Origin of the sequence: Kribbella sp. NPDC050820 (genome assembly GCF_040653975.1) — a bacterium.
Taxonomy (GTDB): Bacteria; Actinomycetota; Actinomycetes; order Propionibacteriales; family Kribbellaceae; genus Kribbella.
The window spans coordinates 116,107-141,221 of record NZ_JBFAHB010000011.1 but is presented as its reverse complement, the minus strand read 5'-3'; the positions used below and the strand labels follow the sequence as shown (position 1 = coordinate 141,221).

The following is a 25,115-nucleotide window of genomic DNA, read 5'->3' as shown; positions in this document are numbered from 1 at the left end:
CCGCCGCGGTTTCACCGACTCCCATGTAGGGAATTTTCTACAACATGACCGCCCCAGAAAGTTTCCAACGTGCCCGGACGTCCCGGCGCACCCTCCTCCGCGGAGCCGCCGCCGGAGGCGTGCTGCTCGGTGGCGTCGCCCTCCCGACGACCGCAGCCCACGCGGCGCCCGCGCCGCGCTGCTACACCCGCACCGAGTGGTCCGCCCGGCCACCCCGGTCCGCCACCCAGGTGATCGGCAAGCCCGACCACATCGTCATCCACCACACCGCCAGCGCGAACGTCACCGACTACTCGCTCGCGGCGGCGTACCGGGTGCAGCACTGGATCCAGGACCTGCACATGGACGACAACGGCTGGATCGACATCGGCAACCAGCTCACGATCAGCCGCGGCGGCTACCTGATGGAGGGCCGCAGCAAGTCGTTGTCGTCGATCAACAACGGCCAGAACGTCCTCGGCGCCCAGACCGCCAACCACAACAGCCACACCATCGGCATCGAGCACGAGGGTCTCTACACGAGCGTCGACGTACCGGTCGCGCTGTTCGACATGTCCGTGCTGACGTGTGCCTGGCTGTGCACGAAGTACAGCCTCGACCCGCACGCGGCGATCGTCGGCCACCGCGACTACAACGCAACCCAATGCCCCGGCAACGTCTTCTACGCCCGGCTGCCGGAGCTGCGCGACCGCGTGGCCGCGGTCCTGGACGGCTGATAGGTGAACCGCCGGATGAGGATCTCGAACGGTCCGCGATAGCCGGACTGCCGCATCCGCACGGCCAGCAGAACGGTCGCCAGCCAGGTCGCGATCGCGAGCAGCGCCGTCGTGGCCGTGCTGAGCGTCCGGGACAGATCGAGCAAGTACGGCGTGAACACGACAGCCCAGACCACGGACTGGGCCAGGTAGCACGTCAGTGAACGTTGCCCGACCGCCGCGATCGCCAGGGTGAATCGGCCCTGGCGATCGCCCAACCGCAGCGCGATCAGGACGATCAAGGCGGCGTACCCGAACCCACCCAGTACGCCGGACGTGTCGTGCAACGGCCCGACGATCGAGAGGGTGTCGTCACTCGGCCGGGCGTTCGAGGATGCGCCGACGGCCGGCCCACAGGCCGATCAGGAACGGCGCGATGAACCCGATCGGGCCGAGCAGCGCGATGAACGGCTGTACGACGATCCGCTCGGCGAACTGGTCGAGCAGGTTCACCGGCAGCATCGACCCGTCGGCAGCGTCGGTCGCGGTCGAGAGAGAGTCGTCACTCGGCAGCGACGAGATCACCAGCACTGACGCGGCGACGATGAACAGCCAGCGGTCCTTCCAGCGCAGCGCCCAGACACCGAGGAAGAGGAGTACGCCGTACGCCGCGAGGATGTCGCCGACGTACAGCAGCATCGCGTGCAGGAAGCCGAGTACGACGAGCACCAGGCTGCGCCGCCGGAGCAGCTTGCGGATCGGCTTCCACTCCTTGCCTGCCTCCCGCTGCCGGCGGACGATCTGCGCGACGCCGTACCCGAACAGCAGGCCGAACATCGGGAACGCCCGGCCGTCGACCACAGTCGAGATCAGGAACGCCACCACTCGGTCCACGGCCGAGCCGTCGGTCGGGAAGCCGCCGAAGATCGAGCCACCGTGGACGAAGTAGTGCGAGTTCGCCAGCGCGATGAACAGCAGCATGAAGCCGCGAGCGAGATCCGGACCCAGCGCCCGCTCGCTCAACCCCGTCGGCCCACCCTGAGATGTCATGTCTCTCAGTGAATCGGCCGCCGAGACCCCTCACATCCACCCAAAGTCAGCGACGGGTGGAACCTTCGTCGCTACTGTCGTCGGCATGAGCCGCGACTGGTGGGACCTCCCGTTCGGGACTAGTGCCTGGTTCGGTGCGACGTCGCAGAGCGCCGGCGCCGCCTTGGTCGGCCGAATCCACGAGCTGACCGGCGGGCTGCCGGACGTGAACCTGCGGGACCGCGGGGTGCAGGTGCGGTTCCGGGATCCGGTGGAGGACGCAACGACTTCGGCGATCTCGGTGGCGGCTCAGGAACTCGGCCTCGTTGCCGACCCGAGCGGCCTCCAGGCGCTTCAGGTGCGGGTGGATGCTCAGGACGATGCGGTGGTGCCTTTCTGGCGCGCCGTACTCGGGTACGAAGCGCGCGACGCCGACGGTCTCGTGGATCCGCTGCGGCGGGATCCGGGCTTCGTTTTCGGACGGCTGGACGAAGCGCGGCCGCTGCGCAACCGGGTGCACGTCGACGTCGTCCGGCCGTGGACGCTCGCGGGCGCGAGGGAGACGGCGGACGCGGCCGGCGGGCGGGAAGCGTTCGCCGGCGACTACTACAGCACTGTTGCTGATGCGGAAGGCAACGAGGTCGACATCGTCGGCGGCGAGGACTTCGACGACGCCGCCGACTGGCGGCTGCTGTTCGGTGGGATGACCTTCTACCCGACCACGTCGCCCGCGCAGACCATCGACCTGGTCACCGCCGTCGCCGGTCTGGTGGACGAGTCGGGGATGCCGCTCATGGTCGATGTACGACCGGACGGCGTCGCACTCGACACCGGCAAGGACCTGTGGGAGGACGACCGGTTCGCCGACCTGGCCCGCCGTACTCAGGCTGCCGCGCACGACCTCGGCCTCAGCGCGGAGCCGAGCCGGTTGCGGTTCGTGCAGTTCGGCATCGACGCGGTCGACGTTCCGACGGTCCGGGCGTTCTGGCAGCACGTGCTCGGGTACGACGCCGACACTCGCGCGCACGTCTCCGACATCTACGACCCGCGTTGGCTCAATCCACCGCTGTTCTTCCAGCAGATGGACGCGGCCGACGAGGCTCGGCGCCGGCAACGCAACCGCATCTGCTTCGAGCTCGTCGTCCCTTCGGACGGGCTCGACGAGCGCCTCGAGGCGGTTGCCGCCATCGGCGGGCGAGTCGTGCAGCAGGCCGCCGGCCGGTCGACGGTGGCCGATTCGGAGAACAACGAGCTAGACCTCGTCGCGGCCCGGGTTTGAGCGCGAGTTCGAGCTCGGGTTTGATCAAGGAGCACATCGGGCGTGGGTTCGAGCCAACGAACCAGTAATGTGCTCCCGTGCCTCAGCTTCGGGTAGCCCTCGCTCAACTCAATGTGACCGTCGGTGACATCGACGGAAACGCCGAGAAGATCGTCGCGTGGACCCGTAACGCCGTCGAGCGCGGCGCCCATGTCGTGGCCTTCCCGGAGCTGGCGCTGACCGGCTACCCGGTCGAGGACCTGGCCCTGCGGGCGTCGTTCGTAGACGCATCTCAGGCCCGCATCCACGACCTCGCCACCCGGCTCGCCGACGAGGGCCTCGGCGACATCGTCGTGGTCTGCGGCTACCTCGACCGCGCCACCGGTACGGCGATGGGCATCGACCGGCTCGGCCGGCCGAAGGGCTCCCCCACCAACTGCGCCGCCGTGCTCCACCAGGGCCGCGTCGTCACCAGCGCCGTCAAGCACCACCTGCCGAACTACGGCGTCTTCGACGAGTTCCGGCACTTCGTCCCCGGCAACACCCTCCAGGTGGTCCGGGTCCACGGGGTCGACGTCGCCATCGTCATCTGCGAGGACCTCTGGCAGGACGGCGGCCCGGTCGCGGTGACCAAGGCCGCCGGCGCCGGACTCCTGCTCGTTGTGAACAGCTCGCCGTACGAGGCCAACAAGGACGACGTCCGCGGTGCGCTCGTCCGCCGCCGGGCCCGCGAGGCCGGCTGCTCGCTCGCCTACGTCAACCTGGTCGGCGGCCAGGACGAGCTCGTGTTCGACGGCGACTCGTTGATCGTCGACTCCGAGGGCAAGGTGTTCGCCCGCGCTCCGCAGTTCGAGCAGGGCAGCATGGTCGTCGACCTCGACCTGCCCGCTCCGGCCGGGACGCCGTCCGGCACGCACGAGGGCATCGACATCGTCCACACCGTGCTCCACGACGAGCCGCTCGAGGCGTACGAGCCGATCCCCTCCGCCGTCGCGCCGCGGCTGGCCGACGAGGCCGAGATGTACGGCGCCATCGTCACCGGACTGCGCGACTACGTGCAGAAGAACGGCTTCAAGTCGGTCCTGCTCGGCCTGTCCGGCGGCATCGACTCGTCGCTGGTCGCCGCGATCGCGTGTGACGCGGTCGGGCCCGAGCACGTGTTCGGCATCTCCAACCCGAGTGTGTACTCCAGCGAGCACTCCCGCGACGACGCCGCCGAGCTCGCCGCGCGGACCGGCCTGAACTACCGGGTGATCCCGATCCAGCCGATGGTGCAGCCGTTCATCGACACCCTCGGGCTGACCGGCCTGGCCGAGGAGAACCTGCAGGCGCGGGTCCGGGCGGTGGTCTGGATGGGCCTGTCGAACGCCGACGGCCACCTGGTCCTTGCCTGTGGCAACAAGTCCGAGCTGTCCGTCGGCTACTCCACCATCTACGGCGACGCGGTCGGCGGGTACGCACCGCTCAAGGACGTTCCGAAGACGGTCGTCTGGCGGCTGGCGAAGTGGCGCAACGAGGACGCGAAGGCGCGCGGCCAGCAGCCGCCGATCCCGCAGAACTCGATCGTCAAGCCGCCGTCGGCCGAGCTCCGGCCCGGCCAGGTGGACACCGACTCGCTGCCGCCGTACGACCTCCTCGACGACATGCTGGACGACTACGTCGAGCAGGACCGCGGCAGCGCCGAGCTGGTCGCGGCCGGCTTCGAGACCGACCTGGTGTCCAAGGTGATCCAACTCGTCGACAAGGCGGAGTACAAGCGCCGGCAGTACCCGCCGGGCCCGAAGATCACCCGCAAGGCATTCGGCCGGGACCGCCGGCTGCCGATCACGAACACCTGGCGCGAGGACGCGCGCAAGGCCGCGCACGTGAAGTCCGACAACGCCGGACCTGAGGCGCCGGCGACCGGTGAGGAGGCACGGAAGGTGGCGGAGAGCACTGAGTGATTCCTGGCGGTACCGCCCGACCTCCGAAACCCCGTGGGGGACTCCTGTGGAGCCCACGGACCGCTCCGACCTGCCCGCGGACGATGTGAGCGATCGCTCAGCCGCAGCCGGTAGCGCTCACCCTCCGCAACGGTGGGACGATGAAGGCATGGTTGACAACTTCCTGTCGGCCGGTACCCAGGACGACGACGAACTGCCGTCGCCGTACGGGACCGGACCGAAGAACCGGACAACCGAGGAGCACCGCCGCTCGGACTACGGGGACGAAGCTTGGCGGGACCGGGGCAACGGCCTCGGTCTCGACCCGTCGCCGTCGTTGCCGAACGCGCCCAGGGCCTACGAACGCGGGCCGGTGCCCCAGCAGCCCTACGTGCCGAAGCCGCCGTACCTGCCGGGTCCCCCGCCGCCACCGGCCGGGCAACCCCAGCAGCAGCGCGGGTACGGCGAGCAGCCGCGACCACAGCAGCCTCCGTACGGCGAGCAGCCGCAGGGCCGGCCGTATGGGGAGCAGCAGTACTACGACACGGGCCGGGGCGAGCCGTCTCGCGGTGACGCGGGACGTGGCGACGTTGGTCGTGGCGACGTTGGTCGTGGTGAGCCTTCGCGTGGTGAGGCCGGTCGTGGTGAGGCCCTGCGTGGTGAGGCCCTGCCTGGTGAGCCAGGTCGTGGTGAAGCCCTGCGTGGTGAGCCAGGTCGTGGTGAAGCCCTCCGTGGTGAGGCCGGTCGTGGTGAGGCCCTGCGTGGGGAGCCCGGTCGTGGTGAGCCGTCGCGTGGTGACGTGGGTCGTGGTGAGCCTGGTCGTGGTGAGGAGTCGCCTTTCGGGCCGGCGTCTTACCAGGAGCAGAGCCCGTTCCGGCGGCAGCAACCGCAGCAGAACCCTGTCGGACCGCCGCCGCAGCAGGGGCGTCCGAGCCCATTCGGTCCGGGGAGCAACGGCGTACCGCCGAACCGGCAGGCACCCGGTGCACCGCAGCAACTGCCGCAGCGCCCGCCCGCTCCCCCGCAGGCCGGCAGCAACGGCGTGACCCCGCACCCGCCCGCGCCGCACAGCTCGAACGGGACGGCCAACGGCATCTGGAGCGGTCCCGCCCCGACGCCCGCCCAGAACGGTGGACCGCACAACAACGGCGTCACTCAGCAGCAACCGCCGAGCCAGGCGCCGACACCGCCGCCTGCTCCCGCGCAGCCCCAGAGCCAGCAACAGCAGGCGCCGGCGCAGGGACCCGCACCGACTCCGGCTCCGGCGAACCCGCAGCAGGGCAACAACTCGCTGGACGCCCCGACCATCACGGCGTACCTGCCGGAGATGGTGGAGGCCGCAAGGCAGTCCGACAACGGCTACCCGTCCGACCCGAGCGCGGAGTACGAGAGCAACACACCGATGAGTGAAGAACCCAAGCGAGTCGGCGCGCGACGGCGTGCGGACGTCCAGCAGGACGCCCCCAGCCAGGTGGCGAACGAGCACACCGGTTCCCACCGCGCCCGTCGGGCCCAAGCCGCGGCCGGCAACGCTCCGGCTGCCGCGCAGAACCCGGCAGAGGCTGCCGGCGCGCCTCAGACCCCAGCTGGTCCATCAGGCTCAGCCCCTTCGTCCGGCTCTGTTTCGTCATCCGGCTCCGTTCCGTCGTCCGGCTCCGTTTCGTCGTCCGGCTCGGCTCCGCTGTCAGGTGCCGGGCCGTTGACGGGTGCGGCGCCGGGGTCGGGTCCGGCCCCTGGGTCCGCTGAGGGCTCGGGTCAGAGCAAGCGGCCGCGCCGGTACCGCGTCCACCACCTCCGCGACATGAAGAACCGTGGCGAGAAGTGGGCGATGCTGACGGCGTACGACCAGTACACCGCCGAGATCTTCGACCACGCCGGCATCCCCGTCCTCCTGGTCGGCGACTCCGCCGCGAACAACGTCTTCGGCTACGAGACGACCCTGCGCGTCACCGTCGACGAACTCATCCCGCTCGCCCGCGCCGTCGCCGGTGCGGTCGACCGGGCCCTCGTCGTCGCCGACCTGCCGTTCGGCTCGTACCAGGCGTCCCCCGAGCAGGCCTTCCACACCGCCGTACGCTTCATGAAGGAAGCCGGCGTGCACGCGGTCAAGCTCGAAGGCGGCCGCACCGTCGTACCGATGGTCGAGAAACTGACCCAGTCCGGAATCCCGGTGATGGCGCACATCGGCTTCACGCCGCAAAGTGAGCACAGCATCGGCGGGTACCGGGTCCAGGGTCGCGGCGACCAGGCCGCCGGCCTCATCGACGACGCCATCGCCCTCGCCGAAGCCGGCGCGTTCTCCGTCGTCCTCGAGATGGTCCCCGGCGACGTCGCCGCCGAAATCACCAAACGAGTCACCATCCCCACCATCGGCATCGGCGCCGGCCGCGACACCGACGCCCAGGTCCTCGTCTGGCAAGACATGGCCGGCATGCGCTCCGGCACCATGCCCCGCTTCGTCAAGCAGTACGCCGACCTCCGCGGCATCCTCACCACCGCAGCCACCACCTACGCCGCCGAAGTAGCCTCCGGCACCTTCCCCACCGACGAACACACCTTCTAACTTCTACCCCCGCACTACCCAGCCCGTGGACGATCCCACGCGTGCTATGCAGCCGCTCCTACGTCGCGTCAGCTACGCGCGCTCCCACCCGCCCAGAACCTCCCCGCGGGCTGCCACCCGCGGTCTACGCGCTTATCACGCGTGATTGAGTGCCGGAGGTGGGCGTTGTCCGCCGAGGGGGCGGTGCCAGGCGGCTCGTGTGTAACCCGCGCATGGTGGATCGCCGGGTCGCTGGTTTCGGCCAAGTCAGGCGGCGTCGTCGCGAGTCGCGTTTTAGATGTGAATGCTCTGGGCCGAAACCCGGGGCGCGTACAGGTACTCGGGAGTCAGCACAGGGCATCTCGTGTCCACGCCAACCAGAGGGTGTACGAGGTTCCTGTTTCGGCAAGTCAGCAGAGTGCGATCCGGGTTGCGTAGCACCCGGAAGCTGCGACGGCAGCTGTCCGACGGACAACTCCAGCACGGCAATCAACCACGCGCGACGAGCGCGTAAACCGTGGGCGGCAGCCCGCACACAAGCCGGGCGGGCGGGAGCGCGCGGAGCAGACGCGACGCAGGAGGGGCTGCGCAGGGCGCGTGGGGTGTACCACGTGCGCTAGATCCAGGGCAGTGCTGACCGTTCCGTCCAGTACTCGTCGGGCTGTTGGACGAACTCGTCGAGTGGGCCGGCCGTCCGATAATCCAGGTTGCTCTCCAACTGTTCCGCCGTACTCGCGCCACTCAGCACAACGTCAGCCCACGCCTGCCCCACCGCAGCCCCCAGCGCGAGTGAATCCGGTGCAACCCCATGCTGCCGAGCAAACGCGTTGAATGGCGTCTCGCCCGCCTTGGCCGTCAACCGCCCGTTGGCAACCGCTTCCTTCACCACCACGAACCACCCCGCGTCATGAGCCTCCTGCAGCGCCGGCCCGACCGAAGTCTCCAACACGTTCCAAGTCGCCTGCACAGCAGTGAACGGCCCACCCAGCGCCAACGCCGCGCGCAACGCATCAGCCTGATGCGGCCCGCTCGTCGACAACCCGACCCGCACACCGTCATCCGCCAGAGCCCGCAACCGATCCAGCAGCTTCGCGTCACCCAGCGCGGGGCTGTCCGGCGTCAGGCTGTGGATCAGATAGAAATCCGGCGGCCCACCAAGCGCTTGAACGGTCTCCGGCCACTGCCGCTCGAAAGTCCCGAGCGAGTGATCTTTCACCTCATGCGTATCCGCGTCATGCCGCCAATCGGCGACGTACGTATAGCCCCACTTGGACCCGACAGTGAGTTGCTCACGTCGCTCAGGCGTCAGCCACTCGCCGAGGAAGATTTCGGCAAGACCGTACGAACGCGCAGCGTCGAAGTAGCGAACACCAGCCTGCCAAGCCTGCTCGAGCAGTTGATGTGTGCGCTCTCTCAGATCCTCCACCGCCCGCCCGGGCGGCAGATCCTCGTCGTGTCCGAGGTTGATGTACCCGGGTCGACCGAGTGCCGCCAGGCCCAGACCGATGCTCGCCGTCATGCATTCGATCCTAGGTGTCCCCGGCAACAACTGTGAGACGCGCCGCATCGGCCGACGCGGGATGCCCTTCCTCGTCTAGCGTTTTGTTGTGTGAGCGAATCTCGTCTGCCACCACCTGGCACCGTCGTACGGCGTACGACGGCCCGCGTCCTGCCGGTCCGACCGGACGGCAAGGTGTTGCTGCTGCACGGCTGGGATCCGCTGAAGCCGCAAGCGCCGTACTGGTTCACCATCGGCGGCGGCGTCGAAGCCGGTGAGACGGTTGTGCAGGCGGCGCGCCGGGAACTGCGCGAGGAGGTCGGCATTCAGCTGCCGATCGATGCGCTCGGCACACCGGTGGCGACGAACACGATCGAGTTCGAGTGGGGCGGGTGCCCGATCATCCAGCACCAGACGTTCTTCGCGGTGGCGGTGGACGGCGTCGACGTCACGTTCGCCAACCAGGAGCAGTTGGAGCTGGAGACGATCAGCGCGCACGGCTGGTGGTACGGCGACGATCTCGAGGCGACCGGTCAGGCCGCACACGTCACCATCCCCGGCATCCTCCGTCAGGCCGCCGACGCCATCACCCTCCGCCGAGCCTCCTGAAGCACGGACCGCCAGGCCATCACAACGACCGCCCGCCTGCGCTCCCACGCCTGACACCAGCTGCGGCCAGTGAATTGTGATGGCGTGGCGGTCCGCACTCAGCGGCTGCGGGCCTCCTTGAGGACCTTCTTCTTGATCTTCTTGTCGACGACGTAGTGCACCCGGTCGAGCCGCTCCGCGCAGCCGGCGTCAGCCAGCCGCTTGAGGACCACCGGGCACTTCTTGCACCTCGGCTTGTCCTTGCAGCACTTCTTCTTCGCGGTCATCGGCGGCACGCAGCGAGTGTAGGTGAGGCATACCTAACCGTCTAGCTGACCGGGCAGCCATCGTGTCGCACGTCACTGCGCCCGTCCGGTCAGGCTCGCAGTTGTGCGCTGAGTAGTTCGCGGGCCTCGACAAGGGACGGTCCGTACCAGGTGAGGTGCCGCCCGGACACACACTTCGCCGGTCGCGTGAATGCCTCCGGACCGTCGTCGGGTGAAAAGGCATAAGGCTCATCCGGCAGTACGACGAGATCGTGATCGGGTAACGCATCCGGATCGAACCGCGGATAGCGTTCACCGGAATCACGCAGCACGTTGTCGACGCCGATCCGGGACAACAGATCACCCGCGAAGGTGTCACGTCCCAATGCCATCCACGGCCGCCGCCAGATCGGTACGACAGCGCGCCGGCGCATTCCGTCGTACGGCGTGCTCCACACCTCACGTGCTTGCCGCAACCACTCCGGGACATCGCCGGTGATCGCGGACAGCATGCGTTCGAGTGAGTCGAGTGATTCGTCGACTGTGGTCGGCGAGGTGGTCCAGACCGCGATTCCACTCGCGCGCAACGTGTCGAGATCGACAGCACGATTCTCTTCCGCGTTCGCAACCACGACATCGGGCCGGAGTGCGCGGACGAGATCGAGATCGGGATTCTTCGTGCCGCGCACACGGGCCACGTCGAGGTGTTGTGGATGCGTGCACCAGTCCGTCGCGCCGACCAGCAGGTGTTCGTGCGTCGTCGCAATCGACTCGGTCAACGACGGCACGATGCTGACCACGCGCGTCACTTCGGAACGCAGTACGACGACGTTCCCGACGTCGTCCACGAGCTCTGTCATCACACCTTCCCGAGGTCGTCTGCAAGCACTCTCATCATGCGTCCTGGACGTCGTCGGCAACACTCTCTTCAGGTGTCCTCGAGGTCGTCTCGAGCACTCTTCAGCGGTCCTGACGACGTGCCGGTCGCAGGCCGTTGCCGAGGACAACACTCGCCGAATCGGGCGTTCGACACGAACTTTGTGCGCGTGTCGCCAAGAAATTCTTCGGGCCGTCAGGCATCCTCTTAGCGCGGCGGAATCCCTTCTGCACAAGGATTTTCGGCATTTTCGCGCCGGCCGGCGGCCAGGACGCCTTAACCTGCAGACGTTTCGGGTGCTTTACGTAGGCACCAAGTGTTGTCATCATCATGACGACGAGGAATCCACCGTGGTTTTCCTCAGCCGCACCAAGGAGGCAGAGTGCCAGCCAAGAAGGCAGCCGCAGGGAAGGCGACAGCCAAAAAGGCTTCTCCCGCCAAGAAGACTGTCGCCAGGAAGACCAGCGCCGCGAAGACGACGTCCGCGCGCAAGGTCAGCGCAGCGAAGAAGACAGTGACGAAGAAGGTGAGTGCGGCAAAGAAGGCGGTCTCGAAGGCGCCCGCCAAGAAGACCGCAGCCAAGAAGACGACTGCTGCGAGGAAGACCGCCGCCACGAAGACCACGGCGGCGAAGAAGACGGTCGCGAAGAAGGCCCCGGCCAAGAAGACGACGGCAGCGAAGAAGACCGTCGCGAAGAAGGCCCCGGCGAAGCGGACCACGGCCGCCAAGAAGACCGTGGCGAAGAAGACGACCGCGGCGAAGAAGACGGTCGCGAAGAAGGCGCCCGCCAAGAAGACCGCAGCCAAGAAGACGACTGCTGCGAGGAAGACCGCCGCCACGAAGACCACGGCGGCGAAGCGCACCGCGGCGAAGAAGGCCCCGGTCCGCAAGGTCGCGGCCACGAAGGCCGCGGCTCGCAAGGCGCCGGCCCGCAAGACCGCCGCCCGCCGGGTCGCTCGCTGAACCGGCCGTCTGCATCGGCTGAACAAACCCGAGGGGCACCACCGTCGACGGTGGTGCCCCTCGGTGCGTTCAGAGTCAGGCTGTGCGGGATCGATCCGGGGTGAAGATCAGTCGTCGTCCCACTTGGGGTCGTTGTCCCATTCCTCGTTGCGTTCCTGGACCTTCTCCAGGGCGCGGGCGGCCTCTTCCGGGGAGTTGTACGGTCCGAGACGGTCGCCGGCTTTTCCGCCCTGGTAAGGCTCGACCTTGCCGGTCTTGGTGTTGTAGTACCACTCGTTGCTGTGATCGTCGCTCATCTGGATGACCGCCTCCCGGGAGTCTTGTCGCAGCTCACTACAATGTTCCCACCATGTCGTCTCTCACTCCCGGCATCATCTCGCCGCGCCGCGAAGTCCCCGCGTCCATCCCGCGTCCCGAGTACGTCGGGAAGCCGGGCCCGACGCCGTACGACGGTTCCTACGTCACGGCGCCGGAGATCGTCGACCGGATGCGGGTCGCGAGCAAGCTGGCCGCGCAGGCGCTGCAGGCAGTCGGTGCGGCCGCGAAGCCCGGTGTCACGACCGACGAGCTCGACGCGGTCGGCCACGAGTACCTGGTCGAGCGCGGTGCGTACCCGTCGACGCTCGGCTACCGCGGCTACCCGAAGTCGCTGTGCACGTCGGTCAACGAGGTGATCTGCCACGGCATCCCCGACGACCGCCCGCTCGAGGACGGCGACATCGTCAACGTCGACATCACGGCGTACCTGGACGGTGTGCACGGTGACACCAACGCGACGTTCCTGGTCGGCGACGTCGACGAGGAGGTCCGGCTGCTCGTCGAGCGCACGCAGGAGGCCCTGAACCGCGGCATCAAGGCGGTCCGGCCGGGGCGCCGGGTCAGCATCATCGGCCGGGTGATCGAGTCCTACGCGAAGCGGTTCGGGTACGGCGTCGTCCGCGACTTCACCGGTCACGGCATCGCGACGGCGTTCCACAGCGGCCTGATCATCCCGCACTACGACGACGAGCGGTTCGACGACGTGATCGAGCCAGGGATGACGTTCACCATCGAGCCGATGCTGACCCTCGGCACCTACGAGTACGACCTCTGGGACGACGGCTGGACCGCCACCACCAAGGACAAGTCCATCACCGCCCAGTTCGAGCACACCCTGGTCGTCACCGACACCGGCGCCGAAGTCCTCACCCTCCCGTGATCCTCACGCAGTACGAGCCCGCCCACCTACCCGGCGTGCTCGCACTGTGCGAGGCCGAAGGCTGGCCCAGTCTGCCGGCTGATCCGGAGCGCGCCCACGCCGTCTTCACCGCCCCCGGTGTGACTACCGTGGTGGCTCTCGACGGCGATGAGGTCGTCGGATTCGCGTACCTCCAGAGCGACGGCCACATCCAGGCGCACTTGTCCCAGATGGCAGTGCGCGCCTCTCATCGTCGCCAAGGGATCGGCCGCGCACTGCTCGAGTACGCCGCCCCGCTCACCGGCGCCCAACGCATCGACCTGGTCACCGACACCGCCAACAACTTCTACGCCTCGCTCCCCCACCGCAAGTTCACCGGCTTCCGCATCTACCCTTCCTGAGAACCGAGGCGTTCGTACAAGGTGTGAGCAGCTGTGTTCGTCGGCGCGACTCTGAGGGCCAGTGGACTCGAGGTGACAGACACCGCGCGCGTGAGCAACGCACTGGCCACGCCGAGCCGACGGTGACTCGGACGCCGCGCCCGGCTCGTAGGACGCGAAGTACAACCGACCGAGCTCCAAGGTGTCGTCCGGCGACAGCGCGCGCAGTACGACGCCCTCCGGCGACGCGACTGGCTCAGCGGTGCCTGCTCGCCGGATGAGGGTCAGCATCAGAGGTGTTGTGCGGAGGTGATCACGGCTCGGCCGAAGGCCACGGTCTGGGTGCCGTCGGTGGAGGTGAGAGGGATGCCGTGGCCGGCACGGTGGGTTATGGCTTGGGTGCAGAGGGCCGAGTAGGCGGGGAAGCGGGCGCGGGCGTGTTCGCCGGCGGCGGTCTTCGAGATGATGTTGCCGGTGGCAAGGAGTGCGTGGAGGCGGGAGATGCCGAGGACGACCCAGGAGACGATCCGGCCGTCGAGAGGCTGATCGACCGGCCGGTCAGTCATGGCCCGGTCAAGCCGGTCGAGCATCGGCACCCAGTACGACGTGAGGTTGTCGCGAGTGTGGTCGACGAGCGCCTCGTGGTCGTCGTGGACCACCAAGCCGTCCACCGCGCGAACTGCGATTGACTGGCGCGCCAGCTCCGACCACAACACCGGCGTCACCGACCCGGCCGCGGCCGGGTCCTGGAACTGGCCGTCGATCGTGTACACCACCGGCGTACTGCGATCAGGCTCAGCAGCCAGCGCGGACGCGGTCAGATAGGTGACATCGAAGTACGGCCGCTCCGGCAGCTTCGCGTGCACCGCACGGACGACCTCCGGGTCCGTCACCGGCTCGGAGACCACGACGACACCGTCGATGTCGCTGCGCCCCGGGGAGTAGTCGCCGAGCGGGATGGACCCGGTCAGGTAGAACCCGCGCACCAGCCCCGGCCTCGTCTTGTCAATGAGCTCCAGGTACTGCGAGGTGATCGCCGCGACCTCGGCCGGGACGGTCATCGGTTGGAGGCGGTGCTGATGAAGGCGGCCAGGTCCTCGGACTGCTGGATCCGGGACTCCTCGTGGATGTACATCATGTGGCCGGCCGGGTAGTACTTCGTCTCGATGTTGCCGACCAGCTCGCTCGGGATCTGCAACCGCGCCAGCGTGTGCTCGGTGGCGAAGTACGGCGTCGCGCCGTCGTAGTGCCCGGACGCGACATGCACCTTGAGGTGCGGGTTGACCCGCATCGCGTCGGCGAGCTTCTCGGCCACGGTGATCTGCTGGCCCTCGAACTCCTTGAACGACCAGTTCTTGGCCGCGTCCACGTTGAGGATCTCGTACGGCAGGTCGTTCTTGTACTCGAGCTCGACCCGCACGTAGTGGTTCAGCGCGGCAGTGTACGGCCCGATGATCGCGCTGAACGACGGGTCCTTGCCCGGCGTCTCGCCGGCATAGTCCGCGTCCCAGCCGGTGAAGCGGCCGTCCAGCCGGCCGATCACCTGGCGGCGCGACCGCAGCAGCTCGGCGAAGAACCGCATGTGCTCGATCCGCATGTTCACCCGGTCCAGGTAGTCTTCGCTGAGCCCGGTCAGCGACGCCAGCCGGGTGACCACCTCGGCCCGGTAGTCGGCCGGGATCCGGTTGCCCTGGGCAAGCGCATTCGGGTAGCGGCCGGCCGCGAACCGCTCGGCGTCGGCGAGCACCTCGTCGAGGGTCCGGTCCGGCACGAGACCGTGGTAGTGCGCGATGGCGGCGTACGACGGCAGGAACAGCGTGTACGGCAGGTCGTTGCCCGGGGTGAAGTCGAGCGTGCCGAACTCGAGCGCGGCCGAGATCAGCATCACCCCGTTGAGGTACATGCCGTAGCGCTCCTGCAGATGCGCGGCCAGCCCGGCGGCGCGCGTCGTACCGTACGACTCACCGGCCAGGAACTTCGGCGACATCCACCGCCCGTTGCGCGACGTCCAGAGCCGGATCACCTCACCGACGGACTCCAGGTCGCGCGTGAACCCGTGGTAGTCGCCCGGCTTCTCGCCCTCGACCGCGCGCGAGTACCCCGTCGAGACCGGGTCGATGAAGACCAGGTCACTGTGCTGCAGCAACGACTCGGCGTTGTCCACCAGGCCGTACGGCGGGGGCGCCAGCTCACCGGCGTCACCGGACACCACCCGACGCGGGCCCAACAGGCCGAGGTGCAGCCAGATGCTCGACGAGCCCGGACCGCCGTTGAACGCGAAGGTCACCGGCCGGTCCTTCGCGTCGGCGTCGTCCAGCGTGTAGGCGGTCAGGAACACCTCGGCCTTGGGCTTGTGCCCGTCGAACTTGCCCTCGGTCAGCACCTCCTGCCGCAGCACGATCCGGCCGGTCGTCGCGGTGTACTTCAGCCGCTTCCGGCCGACCGGCAGCACATGCTGCGTCGACACCAGGTCGTCCGTGGGCGGCGCCGCCTTGGTCTCCTCGGCCGCCGCCTCGGACGTGGACTCGGTGTTCTCATCCTTCGCCATGCCGAGCACCCTAATGGAACTCGGCAAGCCTGTGATCAGGCCTTCACGGCACCGGGGCGACCGTCCTCGACGACGAACGACGCGTAGGTGTACTTCGGGGCGTCGGCGCGGCTCACCGTGGTGACCATCTGCAGGTCCGTCCGGAACTCCTCGCGGTCGATCGTGCAGCGGACGTAGCCGCGCCGGTCGCCGTCGAAGAACTTGATGTGCGGGTTGTACTTGATCATCGGCCCGTAGTACGGCCCGTAGACCTCACCGTCGCCGTTGCTGGTCAGCGACGTGCCGACGAACTCGGTCGCCACCACCGGCGTCCCCTCGCGGTCGAAGTCCGCGTGGATGTCGTTGACGAAGCTGGAGTGCCAGTCCCCCGTGACGACCACCGGGTTGCGGGTGTTCGCCCGGTCCCACGCCGCGATCAGCCGTTGCCGGGCACCCGGGAAGCCGTCCCACGCGTCGTGCCAGAGCAGATCGCCCGCGGCGCCGTCGTGGTCGAGCCGGCTGAGCATCACGTTGCTCGCCAGCACGTCCCACTGCGCCCGCGAGCGCTTCAGACCGTCGTACAGCCAGTTCTCCTGCGTCTGGCCGAGCATGGTGATCGACGGGTCGTAGCCGCCCGTGCAAGCGTCAGCCTCGCCCCAGCCGCACGGTGGGACGCTGCGGTACTGCCTGCCGTCGATCACGTCGAACTGGGCCAGCTCGCCCCACTGCAGCCGTCGGTAGATCCGCGGACCCTCACCGGTCGGCCGGGCAGGCCGTCGTACCGGCTGGTGCTCGTACCAGGCCTGGTACGCCGCTGCCCGCAGCGCGGAGATGTCTCCCTCGTACTGCGACTGCGTGTTGGCGTAGTCGTTCTGGACCTCGTGGTCGTCCCACGTCACCATCCACGGGAACCGGGCGTGCGCGGACTGAAGATCCGGGTCGCTCTTGTACAGGGCGTACTGCATGCGCCAGCGCTCCACGTCGCGCGGAGCGGTCCCCAGCACAGCCGGCACAGGGGTCTTCCGGTAGCCGCCGTCGGCCGGGATCCCGCCCTCGTAGACGTAGTCGCCGAGGTGCAGGACCAGGTCGAGGTCCTCGTCGGCCATGTGCCGCAGGGCCGAGTAGTAACCACTCGACCACTCCTGGCAGGAGGCGAAGGCGAACTTCACCTGAGAGCTCCTCCCGGTGCGCACCGGCGCGGTCCGGGTCCGACCGGTCGGCGACACGTCGGAGCGGTACCGGAATCGGTAGAACCACTCGCGGTCGGGCGCCAGCCCCTCCACCTCGACGTGCACCGAGTGCGCGAGCTCGGGCAGCGCCCACGTCGTACCGGTCCGCACGATGTGGCGGAAGTTCTGGTCGAGGGCGATCTGCCACTCCACCGGCACCTTGGTGGCCGGCATCCCGCCGCCGGGGACGAACTTGTCGGGCACGAGCCGGGTCCACAGCACGACTCCGGACGGGGTCGGGTCGCCGCTGGCCACGCCCAGCGTGAAGGGGTAGTCCCCGCCGGCCGGCCGCGGGGTGGCGTTCGCCGGCCCCACCGGCAACTGCGCCAGCGTCGCCAGCCCGGCGACACCTCCGACGGCACCGAGGAACTTGCGACGATCGAGCTCTGCTCTGGGCGGTGTCATGCGCGGCACGGTAGCGGCGAATGGTGACATCGAGACGACCTGCGAGTGTCGCAACAGCGGCCCGGACCGGCGAACTGGATAGCCTCGGCCCATGGCGACGATTCTGCACATCGCTTTCCCGGAGCAGTGGGAGGCCGCCAAGGAGGCGGGCTGCTACCGCTGGTCGACGCGGGGCAAGAGCCTCGACGACGGGGCGACGTTCATCCACGCCTCGCGGCCGGAGCAGGTGGCCATGGTCGCGAACTTCGTGTACGACGACGTCCAGGAGCCGCTGAGCCTGCTGGTGATCGACACCGAGCGGCTGGTGTCCGCGCTGTGCGACGAGGACCTCGATGCGATCGGCATCAGCTTCCCGCATATCTACGGACCGCTGAACCTCGACGCGGTGGTCGACGTACGGCGGTACGAGCGCGGCGCAGACGGGCGATGGCCCGAGGTGACCGCGGACGCCGTATCCTGAGAGCTGGAACGGGTCGGTCGGGCGATCGCGTCGTCCCCTTGAGGGGCGCCGAGGAAAGTCCGGACTCCACAGGGCAGCGTGGTGGGTAACACCCACCCGGGGCAACCCGCGGGACAGTGCCACAGAGAGCAGACCGCCAGCGGCTTCGGTGAACCCCGTGGTTCGCCGAAGTGCGGGTGAGGGTGAAAGGGTGGTGTAAGAGACCACCAGCTCCGCAGGTGACTGCGGAGGCTCGGTAAACCCCACGTGGAGCAAGGCCAAGAAGGGCGGTGGGCAACCACCGCCCGCGCGAGCGTCCGAGGGCTGCCCGCCCGAGCTCGCGGGTAGGCCGCTGGAGGTGCCCGGCAACGGTCACCGTAGATGGATGATCGCCACCACAGAATCCGGCTTACAGACCGACCCGTTCCCCCACCACAGTCCCACGCCCCGACCGGCGGTCTCCGTTGTCCACAGCCCTCAAAATGCTTCGCGGGATCGGGCTGAAACTGGCTATGGTCTAGAGCAAGACAGACCTGGGTGGGCCGGAGTCAATCGGTTACCACTCCTAATGGGCGGGTCGCGGGTTCGAGTCCCGCCGTCGGGCTTCGGTCCGGCGTAGCTCAGGCGGCTAGAGCAGCTAAACGCCGGTCGGCACACCACGTCCGCCCAGGCCTGTCTTTTGTTTGCCCAGACGACAGGAGAAGGGAATGTCCAACGACCCGCTGGCTCTGATCAGCACCCGGCAGACGCGTCAGCACGAGCAGGCCGACCCACGGCAGCGGAAGAACCGCGCCGGCGGCTACGCGTTCGTACGGGACGAGCTCGCCCGGCTGCACCGGTTCCTCACGCTCGGCACCACCGGAGGCACGTACTACGCCTCCGAGCGCGAGCTGACCCGGGAGACGGCCGGACTGGTCGTCGAGCTGGCGACGAAGCGTGCGACCGACGTCGTGGCCGCCGTACTGGACATCTCTCTGGCTGGCCGTGCGCCGAAGCAGAACCCTGCGCTGTTCGCCCTTGCCGCGGCGGCGAAGCTCGGTGACGACGAGGGGCGCCGGGCAGCGCTGGCCGCCGTACCGCTGGTCGCACGCACCGGAACGCACCTGTTCCTGTTCGCGGGCTACCTGCAGCAGTTCGGCGGCTGGGGCCGCGGCACGCGCCGGGCGATCGGCAACTGGTACGTCGACCCGGAGCGCGACGTCGACGCGGTCGCGTACCAGGTGCTGAAGTACCGCCAGCGGGACGGCTGGTCGCATGCGGACCTGCTGCGGCTGTCGCACCCGAAGACGACCGAGCCGGTACGGCGGGAGCTGTTCGACTGGATCCACGGTCGTCCGGCGGACCTGTCCGGGCTGTCTCTGCTCGTTGCCTTCGAGCGCATCCAGGCGGCGACGGACGTCACCGAGGTGGCCGACGTCATCGCGCTCAACCGCGCTGTGTCGTGGGAGATGGTCCCGGACCGGTTCCTCAATGAGCCGAAGGTCTGGGACATCCTGCTCGCGAACGGGCTCCCGCAGACCGCGCTGCTGCGGCAACTCCCACGCCTCACCCGGCTGGGACTGCTCGAGCCGCTCGGTTCGTGGGCTCCGATCGTGGCCGAGCAGCTGTCCGACGCCGCACGGCTGAAGAAGGCTCGCGTGCACCCGATCAACGTGCTCGTTGCTCAGCGCACCTACGCGTCGGGCCGCGGCGCGCGGGGCAGTCAGTCGTGGACGCCGTCGCAGCCGATCGTGGACGCGCTCGACGCGGCGTTCTACGCGGCGTACGACGCGGTGGCGCCGACCGGGAAGCGGCTGATGCTGGCGCTCGACGTGTCGGGGTCGATGATGGCGTCGGTGTCGGGTCTGCCGATCACCTGCCGGGAGGCGAGTGCAGCGCTGGCGCTGGTCACGGCGGCGACCGAGTCGTCGTACGAGATCGTCGGCTTCACCAGCAAGGGCGACTACCGGAAGTCCGAGCTGATCCCGCTCTCGATCAGCCCGCGCCAGCGCCTGAACGACGCGATCAGCTCGGTCTCCAACCTGCCCTTCGGCGGCACGGACTGCTCCCTGCCGATGCAGTACGCGCTCCGGCGGAAGATCCCGGTCGACGCGTTCCTCATCTTCACCGACAACGAGACTTGGTACGGCGACATCCACCCGCACCAGGCGCTCCAGGAGTACCGCCGGAAGATGGGAATCGACGCCCGCCTGATCGTCGTAGCGATGACCGCCACCGGCAGCACGATCGCCGACCCCACCGACCCCGGCATGCTGGACATCTCCGGCTTCGACACCGCAGTACCAGGCCTGATCACCAACTTCACCCAAGGCCCGTAGCCGGCGGCCTGCGCGCCCCAACCGCGCAGGCCGCAACTCCGATCAGCGCTGATATCGGGGAGTTCGGAGCTGTTCTGCGGGGTTCGGCGCCGGTGGGGTGGCAGGCTTGGGGTATGGCGCGGAGAGGGGTTCGGCGGGTTCGCACGGCGGTGGTGATCGCTGTGCTGTTCGCGTTGCTCGCCGGGAGTGGGTACGTCGGGTGGATCGCGGTCAAGCGGTCCGAGCCAGTGGCGTTGCCGGACCCGACCGGGAACTTCCAGGTCGGCCGGCGGACGTTCGAGTGGACCGACACGACCCGCAAGGATCCGTACGGCGACGGGCAGCGGAAGCTCTCGGTGTGGGTCTGGCATCCGGTCGCGAAGGACGTCACGGGCCGCAAAGTGCAGTACGCGCCCGGCCTGTGGAGCGACCTGCACCTCAAGGCGCCGGCGTCGGTGTTCCAGGGACCGTTCGACACGCTCCAGGACCCGGCGTTCGACCGGGTCGCGGTCGCGCCCGGCCGGTTCCCGGTCGTCGTACTCATGCCGGGCCTCGGCCTGTCGGCGCCGATGTACGCCAGCCTGGCCGAGGACATCGCGAGCCACGGCTACCTGGTGGCCGGCGTGACGCCGACGTACAGCGCCGACCTCACCGTGCTGGACGGCCAGAAGGTCGAGGCCAAGGAGGACGCCCAGCCGAAGGACCTGGACGAGCAGGGCGATCTCCTCGTCAACACCTGGGCCGCCGACGCCCGGTTCGCCGGCTCGATGGTGGCGAAGCAACTGCCGAACAGCGCCGAGCCGAGCGTCGGGACGGCGTACGTCGGCCACTCGTTCGGCGGCGCGGCCGCGCTCGAGGCATGCCGGACCACCGAGCGGTGCGCGGCCGCGGTGAACCTGGACGGCAGCCCGTACGGCGAGGCCGTCAGCAAGGGTGTGCACGCGCCGATCCTGCTGCTCGGCGCCGACGACTCCTGCATCACCGGCGTCTGCGGACCGGACGCCCGGGGCGACGACGGCCGCGACCGCGCCTTGTCGTTGCTCAAGGCAAGCACTGGCACGTCGTGGTGCGCGACGGTCCCGGGGACGCGGCACTACAACTTCACCGACTACGGCGCCTACTACCTCGCACTGCCGCTACGGAAGTACCTGCCTCTCGGCAGCGCCGGACCGCGGCACGCACTCCGCGTGCAGAACGGCTACATCAGCACCTTCCTCGCCAACGCCATCTACAGCGCCCCGGCCCCGGGCGCTCCGGCCTGCAGCAGCTAGAGGTCGATCTCGTACGTCTGCGCGGTCAGCTCAGCGCCCCACATGTTGTGCGGTTCGGAGCCGGTCAACCGGAAGCCCCGCGACAGATAGATGTGCCGCGCGGCGACCAGCGGATCGTTCGTCCACAACACCATCCGCTTGTAGCCGGCCTCGCGAGCAAAGGCCAGGCACGTGTCGACCAACTCGACGCCGAGCCGCAGCCCGCGGGCGTCCGGCGTCACCAGCAGCAGCCGCAGCTGCGCCGTGGCCTCGTCCGGACCGCGCACGCAGAAGATGCTCCCGGCCCGCTTACCGTCCACCTCCGCGATCCACGCGGCCTCGCGTGCATCGTCGTGCTCGGTCGCGTACGCCGAGACGATCTGCGTGATCAACGCCTCGTAGGCGAACCCCCATCCGTACTCCGCCGCGTAGATCTCGGCGTGTGACTTCACCACCCAGCCGAGATCGCCCGGCTCCCCCAGTTTCCTGATCAGCTTCGGCATCAACCCTACCCAATCCACTGACACGACTGTTTCAGTAAGAGATACTAGCGGGGTGCCGACCACGAAGCCAGCCCCGTCCGCGCGCCAGCAGGAACTGCTCGAGCGCGCCTACGCGTACTCGCTCAGCCACGGCCTGGCCGACCTGTCGCTGCGCCCGCTCGCGACCGCGATCGGCTCCAGCCCGCGGGTGCTGCTGTTCCTGTTCGACAGCAAGGACGGCCTGATCCGCGCCCTGCTCGCCCGCGCCCGCGTCGACGAGCTCGAGTTGCTCCGGCAGATCGACGAGCGGTACGACGAACCACCCGGGCTGACCGCGGTCGCCCGGGAGCTGTGGACCTGGCTGGCCGCGCCCGAACGGCGGCCGCTGATGAAGTTCTGGGTCGAGGCGTACGGCCGATCGCTGGTGGCGCCGAAGGGCCCGTGGGCGGACTACGGCCGCTCCACGGTCGACGACTGGCTTGAGCTGCTCAAGGCGAGTCAGCCCGATCCCGGCACCCCCGAGGCCGAGGCGCGCCGGACCGCCGTACTCGCGATGCTCCGCGGCGCCCTGCTCGACCTGCTCGCAACCGGGGACCTCGAGCGCACGACCAGGGCGGTCGAGGACTACCTAGACAGCTAGCTCGAACGAGACCGACCGCTTGGCAATGTCGGCCTCGACGAGCTTGACCCGCACCGCCTGCCCGAGCGGCAGCGGCGTCGCGCTCGTCACCCGTCCCTCGATCGCCAGCTTGGACAGTACGACGATGCCGCGCGTGTTCTCGCGCTGGTCGACCTCGGTGATCACGCCGTCGAACTCGGACCCGACCTGCTCGGCGACCAGCCCGGCCTCGACCATACTGACGATCGACCGCTCGTACGCGTTCGCCCGGCGATCGGCGTCGTCCATGATCTTCGGGATCTCGTCCAGCGACTCGCGCGCCCACTCGGGGACGTCGGTCCCCGCGGACAGCGCGACGCAGATCTCGCCGGTCCAGCGGTCGACCAGCCGGCGCAGCGGCGCGGTGACGTGAGCGTACTCGGCCTTCATTGCCGCGTGCTCCGGCCGATCTGGCGTCGAGCCCGCGAACGCCGTGTACCCGGCGCCGCGGAACAGCACCGTGCACGCCGCCAGCATTGCCGCGTGCGCCGGCACCTTCGGATCCAGTCCGTGGATGAACGCGGCGTACGACGTCCCGTCCGGCCAGGAGATGCCGAGCGCCTTGGCAGTGTTCCCGAGCTTGCGCCGCAGGTCCTCGGGCGACTCCGGCAGCGTGCGCAGGATGCCGACCTTGCCGGCCAGCATCAGGTCCGCCGCGGCGATGCCAGTGAGTAGCGAGATCTGCGCGTTCCAGCCCTCGACCGGGAGCGGCGCGCGGAACTCCAGGCCCCAGCCGTGGTTGGAGGTGACGACCTCCTGGTCCGGGATCGGCAGGTTGACGCCGCCGCGCTCGAGCTCGAGCCTTTCACGCAGTTGGCCGACCTCGCGGAGCAGTTGCAGCGACTCCCGCGCCGTACCTGCGTCGAGGTCCTTCTGGACGCCGGCGTAGTTCAGCTTGGCGCGCGACTTCACCAGCGCCCGCTCGCAAGTGACGCCGGTGCCCTCGCCGGACGCGTCGACCTGAATCGTCCACAGCAGCGCGGGGCGGACCTGGTCGGCGAGCAGCGAGGCCGCGCCCTCGGACAGCTCCGGCGGGTGCAGCGGGGTGCGCTTGTCCGGCGCGTAGAGCGTCTCGCCGCGACGACGCGCCTCGACATCGATCGGGTCGCCGGGCTGCACGAATGCGGCGACGTCGGCGATCGCGTAGTACACCGTGTAGCCGTCGCCGTTGCGCTCGATGTGCAGCGCCTGGTCGAGGTCCATCGAGTCCGGCGGGTCGATCGTGACGAACTCGATGTCGGTCCGGTCCAGGTCCGGCAGCCGGGGGTTCTGCACCGCTTCGAGCGCCGCCGCGACCACCTCGGGCGGGAACTCGGCCGGTACGTCGAGCTCGCGCCGGATGTCCCTTAGCGACGCCCGGAACACCTCGGGGACGTCCTCGGCAAAGTGGACCCTCTGCAACGGCACGGGCGCTCTCCGTCCTTCTCAGCTGTGCGTGGACCTCAGACTAGCCGTGTCTGACGGTCCCACGCCGAGTGCCGCGCAGTAGGCGTGGGACCGTCAGACACGGCCTAGCGAGGGTTGCACGTTGAAGGATCGCAGTGACGCGAGGCCGTCGGCGTACCAGTGGATCTCGGTCACCGTTGCCGGACGCAACTCCATCCGGAACAGCGACGCCATCGGGGCCTGCAGCACCGACCGGACCATCAGCTTGATCGGCGTCACGTGGGTGACCACGACCACCGTCTTGCCCGGGTACCTGGCCAGCAGCCCGTCCCGCGCCGAGCGGGCCCGCCGGGCGCACACGTCGAACGACTCACCACCGGGCGGCGCGACTGCCGTCGAGTCCAGCCAGGCGTTCAGCGCGTCCGGCCACTTCTGCTGGATCTCGGCGAACGTGTGCCCGTCCCAGTCGCCGAACGAGACCTCGACCCAGCCCTCGTCGATGATCGGCTCGAGTCCGAGACCTGCGCCGACGATCTCGGCCGTCTGCCGCGTCCGCAGCATCGGCGACGTCACGAGGGCGTCCACACCGCCGATCCGGGACAGGTACTCCGCGGCCGCGTGCGCTTGGGCCCGGCCGGTGTCGCTCAGCCCGGGGTTGTCGCCGCCGGATCCGGAGAACTTCTTCTCCACGGTGTGCGGGGTCTCGCCGTGCCGCAGGAAGATCAGCTGCGTCGGCGGCTCGGCCTGCGCACCCCAGCCCTGCAACGCCTTCTGCAGGTCCGACGGCTCCTTCGCCACCGCCGGCCCGGCCGCGGTCGCCTCGGGGGTCAGCGGGATCGGCACACCGTCCAGCGCCATGTTCGCGAGCGCGTCCGCGGCCGCGTTCTGCGCCCGCGGCACCCAGGTCCACTCGGTGCCGAACGGCGCCAGCCCCTGCGCCTTGATCGCGAGCGGCTGCAGGTCCGGGTGCTTGATCTTCCAGCGGCCGGCCATCTGCTCGATCACCAGCTTGGAGTCCATCCGCACCTCGATCGAGGCGTTCGGCGCGTACTCCGCGGCCAGCTCCAGCCCGGCGACCAGCCCGGAGTACTCGGCGACGTTGTTGGTCGCGATCCCGAGCGTCTTCCCGGCCTGCGCGATCACCTCGCCGGTCGCGGGATCGCGCACCAGAGCGCCGTACGCCGCTGGTCCTGGATTACCCCGTGATCCGCCATCGGCCTCGACGACGACATGGTCGAAGCTCATC

At 68.9% G+C, this 25,115-nt stretch carries 25 protein-coding genes and 1 other RNA gene; 13 read left to right on the top strand and 13 right to left on the bottom strand.

Going from position 1 to position 25,115, the window contains the following annotated elements; translation table 11 throughout:
- The first annotated feature begins 44 nt into the window (after positions 1–44).
- Entirely contained in the window at positions 45–716 is a 672-nt protein-coding gene (locus tag AB0H36_RS13120) for a peptidoglycan recognition family protein (protein ID WP_360520975.1), read from the top strand.
- Here AB0H36_RS13120 and AB0H36_RS13115 read toward each other — a convergent pair.
- Both AB0H36_RS13115 and AB0H36_RS13110 read right to left on the bottom strand, forming a co-directional pair.
- Entirely contained in the window at positions 662–1,042 is a 381-nt protein-coding gene (locus AB0H36_RS13115; RefSeq protein ID WP_360520972.1) for a DUF418 domain-containing protein, read from the bottom strand. The two genes, AB0H36_RS13120 and AB0H36_RS13115, sit on opposite strands and share 55 nt — an antisense overlap.
- A gap of 25 nt (positions 1,043–1,067) precedes the next feature.
- Entirely contained in the window at positions 1,068–1,745 is a 678-nt protein-coding gene (locus AB0H36_RS13110) for a hypothetical protein (protein WP_360520969.1), read from the bottom strand.
- Positions 1,746–1,830: 85 nt separating this feature from the next.
- Between AB0H36_RS13110 and AB0H36_RS13105 the strand changes: the two genes are divergently transcribed.
- The 3 genes from AB0H36_RS13105 to panB all read left to right on the top strand — a co-directional run bounded on the left by AB0H36_RS13105 (position 1,831) and on the right by panB (position 7,467).
- On the top strand, positions 1,831–3,003 hold the full coding sequence (locus AB0H36_RS13105; protein WP_360520966.1) for a VOC family protein: 1,173 nt from the start codon (positions 1,831–1,833) through the stop codon (positions 3,001–3,003).
- Positions 3,004–3,080: 77 nt separating this feature from the next.
- A complete protein-coding gene (locus tag AB0H36_RS13100; RefSeq protein WP_360520963.1) occupies positions 3,081–4,925 on the top strand; it encodes an NAD+ synthase in 1,845 nt (614 codons plus the stop codon).
- Between the two features lie 148 nt (positions 4,926–5,073).
- A complete protein-coding gene (gene panB / locus AB0H36_RS13095; RefSeq protein WP_360520960.1) occupies positions 5,074–7,467 on the top strand; it encodes a 3-methyl-2-oxobutanoate hydroxymethyltransferase in 2,394 nt (797 codons plus the stop codon).
- A gap of 595 nt (positions 7,468–8,062) precedes the next feature.
- Here the strand turns inward: panB and AB0H36_RS13090 are convergent.
- Positions 8,063–8,965, bottom strand: a complete 903-nt coding sequence (locus AB0H36_RS13090) for an aldo/keto reductase (RefSeq protein WP_360520957.1) — start codon at positions 8,963–8,965, stop codon at positions 8,063–8,065.
- A 90-nt stretch (positions 8,966–9,055) separates the two neighbouring features.
- On the opposite strand from AB0H36_RS13090, the gene AB0H36_RS13085 reads away from it, so the two are divergent.
- Positions 9,056–9,553: an NUDIX domain-containing protein gene (locus tag AB0H36_RS13085; protein WP_360520954.1), complete on the top strand. Its 498-nt coding sequence runs from the start codon at positions 9,056–9,058 to the stop codon at positions 9,551–9,553.
- 98 nt (positions 9,554–9,651) lie between these two features.
- On the opposite strand, the gene AB0H36_RS13080 is transcribed toward AB0H36_RS13085, so the two are convergent.
- Both AB0H36_RS13080 and AB0H36_RS13075 read right to left on the bottom strand, forming a co-directional pair.
- On the bottom strand, positions 9,652–9,828 hold the full coding sequence (locus tag AB0H36_RS13080; protein WP_360521125.1) for a hypothetical protein: 177 nt from the start codon (positions 9,826–9,828) through the stop codon (positions 9,652–9,654).
- Between the two features lie 80 nt (positions 9,829–9,908).
- A complete protein-coding gene (locus AB0H36_RS13075) occupies positions 9,909–10,658 on the bottom strand; it encodes a helical backbone metal receptor (protein ID WP_360520951.1) in 750 nt (249 codons plus the stop codon).
- A 399-nt stretch (positions 10,659–11,057) separates the two neighbouring features.
- Between AB0H36_RS13075 and AB0H36_RS13070 the strand changes: the two genes are divergently transcribed.
- Complete coding sequence (locus AB0H36_RS13070) at positions 11,058–11,639, top strand: histone H1-like repetitive region-containing protein (protein WP_360520948.1); 582 nt, start codon at positions 11,058–11,060, stop codon at positions 11,637–11,639.
- Between the two features lie 107 nt (positions 11,640–11,746).
- On the opposite strand, the gene AB0H36_RS13065 is transcribed toward AB0H36_RS13070, so the two are convergent.
- On the bottom strand, positions 11,747–11,935 hold the full coding sequence (locus AB0H36_RS13065) for a hypothetical protein (protein ID WP_360520945.1): 189 nt from the start codon (positions 11,933–11,935) through the stop codon (positions 11,747–11,749).
- 53 nt (positions 11,936–11,988) lie between these two features.
- Here AB0H36_RS13065 and map point away from each other — a divergent pair, with 53 nt between their 5' ends.
- Positions 11,989–12,837, top strand: coding sequence for a type I methionyl aminopeptidase (map, locus tag AB0H36_RS13060; protein ID WP_360520942.1), 849 nt, complete (start codon positions 11,989–11,991; stop codon positions 12,835–12,837).
- Positions 12,834–13,217 (top strand): GNAT family N-acetyltransferase, encoded by a 384-nt coding sequence (locus AB0H36_RS13055; RefSeq protein ID WP_360520939.1) that lies wholly within the window; start codon positions 12,834–12,836, stop codon positions 13,215–13,217. The genes map and AB0H36_RS13055 overlap by 4 nt, the downstream gene beginning before the upstream one ends.
- Here the strand turns inward: AB0H36_RS13055 and AB0H36_RS13050 are convergent.
- Genes AB0H36_RS13050 through AB0H36_RS13035 form a run of 4 tightly spaced genes read right to left on the bottom strand, consistent with a single transcriptional unit; the run spans position 13,205 to position 17,357 of the window.
- Positions 13,205–13,456: a GNAT family N-acetyltransferase gene (locus AB0H36_RS13050; RefSeq protein WP_360521114.1), complete on the bottom strand. Its 252-nt coding sequence runs from the start codon at positions 13,454–13,456 to the stop codon at positions 13,205–13,207. The two genes, AB0H36_RS13055 and AB0H36_RS13050, sit on opposite strands and share 13 nt — an antisense overlap.
- A gap of 30 nt (positions 13,457–13,486) precedes the next feature.
- A complete protein-coding gene (locus AB0H36_RS13045) occupies positions 13,487–14,257 on the bottom strand; it encodes a nucleotidyltransferase domain-containing protein (RefSeq protein ID WP_360520936.1) in 771 nt (256 codons plus the stop codon).
- Positions 14,254–15,744: a peptidase S10 gene (locus tag AB0H36_RS13040; RefSeq protein ID WP_360520933.1), complete on the bottom strand. Its 1,491-nt coding sequence runs from the start codon at positions 15,742–15,744 to the stop codon at positions 14,254–14,256. The genes AB0H36_RS13045 and AB0H36_RS13040 overlap by 4 nt, the downstream gene beginning before the upstream one ends.
- A gap of 35 nt (positions 15,745–15,779) precedes the next feature.
- Positions 15,780–17,357: an alkaline phosphatase D family protein gene (locus AB0H36_RS13035; RefSeq protein WP_360520930.1), complete on the bottom strand. Its 1,578-nt coding sequence runs from the start codon at positions 17,355–17,357 to the stop codon at positions 15,780–15,782.
- Between the two features lie 91 nt (positions 17,358–17,448).
- Between AB0H36_RS13035 and AB0H36_RS13030 the strand changes: the two genes are divergently transcribed.
- From AB0H36_RS13030 to AB0H36_RS13015, 4 genes are all read left to right on the top strand, one after another.
- Positions 17,449–17,817, top strand: coding sequence for a DUF952 domain-containing protein (locus AB0H36_RS13030; RefSeq protein WP_360520928.1), 369 nt, complete (start codon positions 17,449–17,451; stop codon positions 17,815–17,817).
- A gap of 9 nt (positions 17,818–17,826) precedes the next feature.
- An RNA gene (gene rnpB, locus AB0H36_RS13025) (RNase P RNA component class A) lies at positions 17,827–18,224 on the top strand.
- Positions 18,225–18,503: 279 nt separating this feature from the next.
- Positions 18,504–20,114 (top strand): TROVE domain-containing protein, encoded by a 1,611-nt coding sequence (locus AB0H36_RS13020; protein ID WP_360520925.1) that lies wholly within the window; start codon positions 18,504–18,506, stop codon positions 20,112–20,114.
- A 113-nt stretch (positions 20,115–20,227) separates the two neighbouring features.
- Positions 20,228–21,364: a hypothetical protein gene (locus tag AB0H36_RS13015; RefSeq protein ID WP_360520922.1), complete on the top strand. Its 1,137-nt coding sequence runs from the start codon at positions 20,228–20,230 to the stop codon at positions 21,362–21,364.
- On the opposite strand, the gene AB0H36_RS13010 is transcribed toward AB0H36_RS13015, so the two are convergent.
- A complete protein-coding gene (locus tag AB0H36_RS13010; RefSeq protein ID WP_360520919.1) occupies positions 21,361–21,846 on the bottom strand; it encodes a GNAT family N-acetyltransferase in 486 nt (161 codons plus the stop codon). The two genes, AB0H36_RS13015 and AB0H36_RS13010, sit on opposite strands and share 4 nt — an antisense overlap.
- Before the next feature lie 52 nt (positions 21,847–21,898).
- On the opposite strand from AB0H36_RS13010, the gene AB0H36_RS13005 reads away from it, so the two are divergent.
- On the top strand, positions 21,899–22,465 hold the full coding sequence (locus AB0H36_RS13005; RefSeq protein WP_360520916.1) for a TetR/AcrR family transcriptional regulator: 567 nt from the start codon (positions 21,899–21,901) through the stop codon (positions 22,463–22,465).
- On the opposite strand, the gene AB0H36_RS13000 is transcribed toward AB0H36_RS13005, so the two are convergent.
- Positions 22,454–23,890, bottom strand: coding sequence for an RNB domain-containing ribonuclease (locus AB0H36_RS13000; protein ID WP_360520913.1), 1,437 nt, complete (start codon positions 23,888–23,890; stop codon positions 22,454–22,456). The two genes, AB0H36_RS13005 and AB0H36_RS13000, sit on opposite strands and share 12 nt — an antisense overlap.
- 93 nt (positions 23,891–23,983) lie before the next feature.
- Positions 23,984–25,114 (bottom strand): bifunctional RNase H/acid phosphatase, encoded by a 1,131-nt coding sequence (locus AB0H36_RS12995; protein WP_360520910.1) that lies wholly within the window; start codon positions 25,112–25,114, stop codon positions 23,984–23,986.
- Position 25,115: the final 1 nt, after the last annotated feature.

Excerpts from the sequence above, each read along its gene's own strand:
- AB0H36_RS13030 (WP_360520928.1), top strand. The coding sequence starts at position 17,449 with ATGGCGACGATTCTGCACATCGCTTTCCCGGAGCAGTGGGAGGCCGCC.
- AB0H36_RS13015 (WP_360520922.1), top strand. The coding sequence starts at position 20,228 with ATGGCGCGGAGAGGGGTTCGGCGGGTTCGCACGGCGGTGGTGATCGCT.
- AB0H36_RS12995 (WP_360520910.1), bottom strand. The coding sequence starts at position 25,114 with ATGAGCTTCGACCATGTCGTCGTCGAGGCCGATGGCGGATCACGGGGT.
- panB (WP_360520960.1), top strand. The coding sequence starts at position 5,074 with ATGGTTGACAACTTCCTGTCGGCCGGTACCCAGGACGACGACGAACTG.
- AB0H36_RS13110 (WP_360520969.1), bottom strand. The coding sequence starts at position 1,745 with ATGACATCTCAGGGTGGGCCGACGGGGTTGAGCGAGCGGGCGCTGGGT.
- AB0H36_RS13035 (WP_360520930.1), bottom strand. The coding sequence starts at position 17,357 with ATGACACCGCCCAGAGCAGAGCTCGATCGTCGCAAGTTCCTCGGTGCC.
- AB0H36_RS13090 (WP_360520957.1), bottom strand. The coding sequence starts at position 8,965 with ATGACGGCGAGCATCGGTCTGGGCCTGGCGGCACTCGGTCGACCCGGG.
- AB0H36_RS13020 (WP_360520925.1), top strand. The coding sequence starts at position 18,504 with ATGTCCAACGACCCGCTGGCTCTGATCAGCACCCGGCAGACGCGTCAG.
- AB0H36_RS13065 (WP_360520945.1), bottom strand. The coding sequence starts at position 11,935 with ATGAGCGACGATCACAGCAACGAGTGGTACTACAACACCAAGACCGGC.
- map (WP_360520942.1), top strand. The coding sequence starts at position 11,989 with ATGTCGTCTCTCACTCCCGGCATCATCTCGCCGCGCCGCGAAGTCCCC.
- AB0H36_RS13120 (WP_360520975.1), top strand. The coding sequence starts at position 45 with ATGACCGCCCCAGAAAGTTTCCAACGTGCCCGGACGTCCCGGCGCACC.
- AB0H36_RS13010 (WP_360520919.1), bottom strand. The coding sequence starts at position 21,846 with ATGCCGAAGCTGATCAGGAAACTGGGGGAGCCGGGCGATCTCGGCTGG.
- AB0H36_RS13075 (WP_360520951.1), bottom strand. The coding sequence starts at position 10,658 with ATGACAGAGCTCGTGGACGACGTCGGGAACGTCGTCGTACTGCGTTCC.
- AB0H36_RS13040 (WP_360520933.1), bottom strand. The coding sequence starts at position 15,744 with ATGGCGAAGGATGAGAACACCGAGTCCACGTCCGAGGCGGCGGCCGAG.
- AB0H36_RS13105 (WP_360520966.1), top strand. The coding sequence starts at position 1,831 with ATGAGCCGCGACTGGTGGGACCTCCCGTTCGGGACTAGTGCCTGGTTC.
- AB0H36_RS13045 (WP_360520936.1), bottom strand. The coding sequence starts at position 14,257 with ATGACCGTCCCGGCCGAGGTCGCGGCGATCACCTCGCAGTACCTGGAG.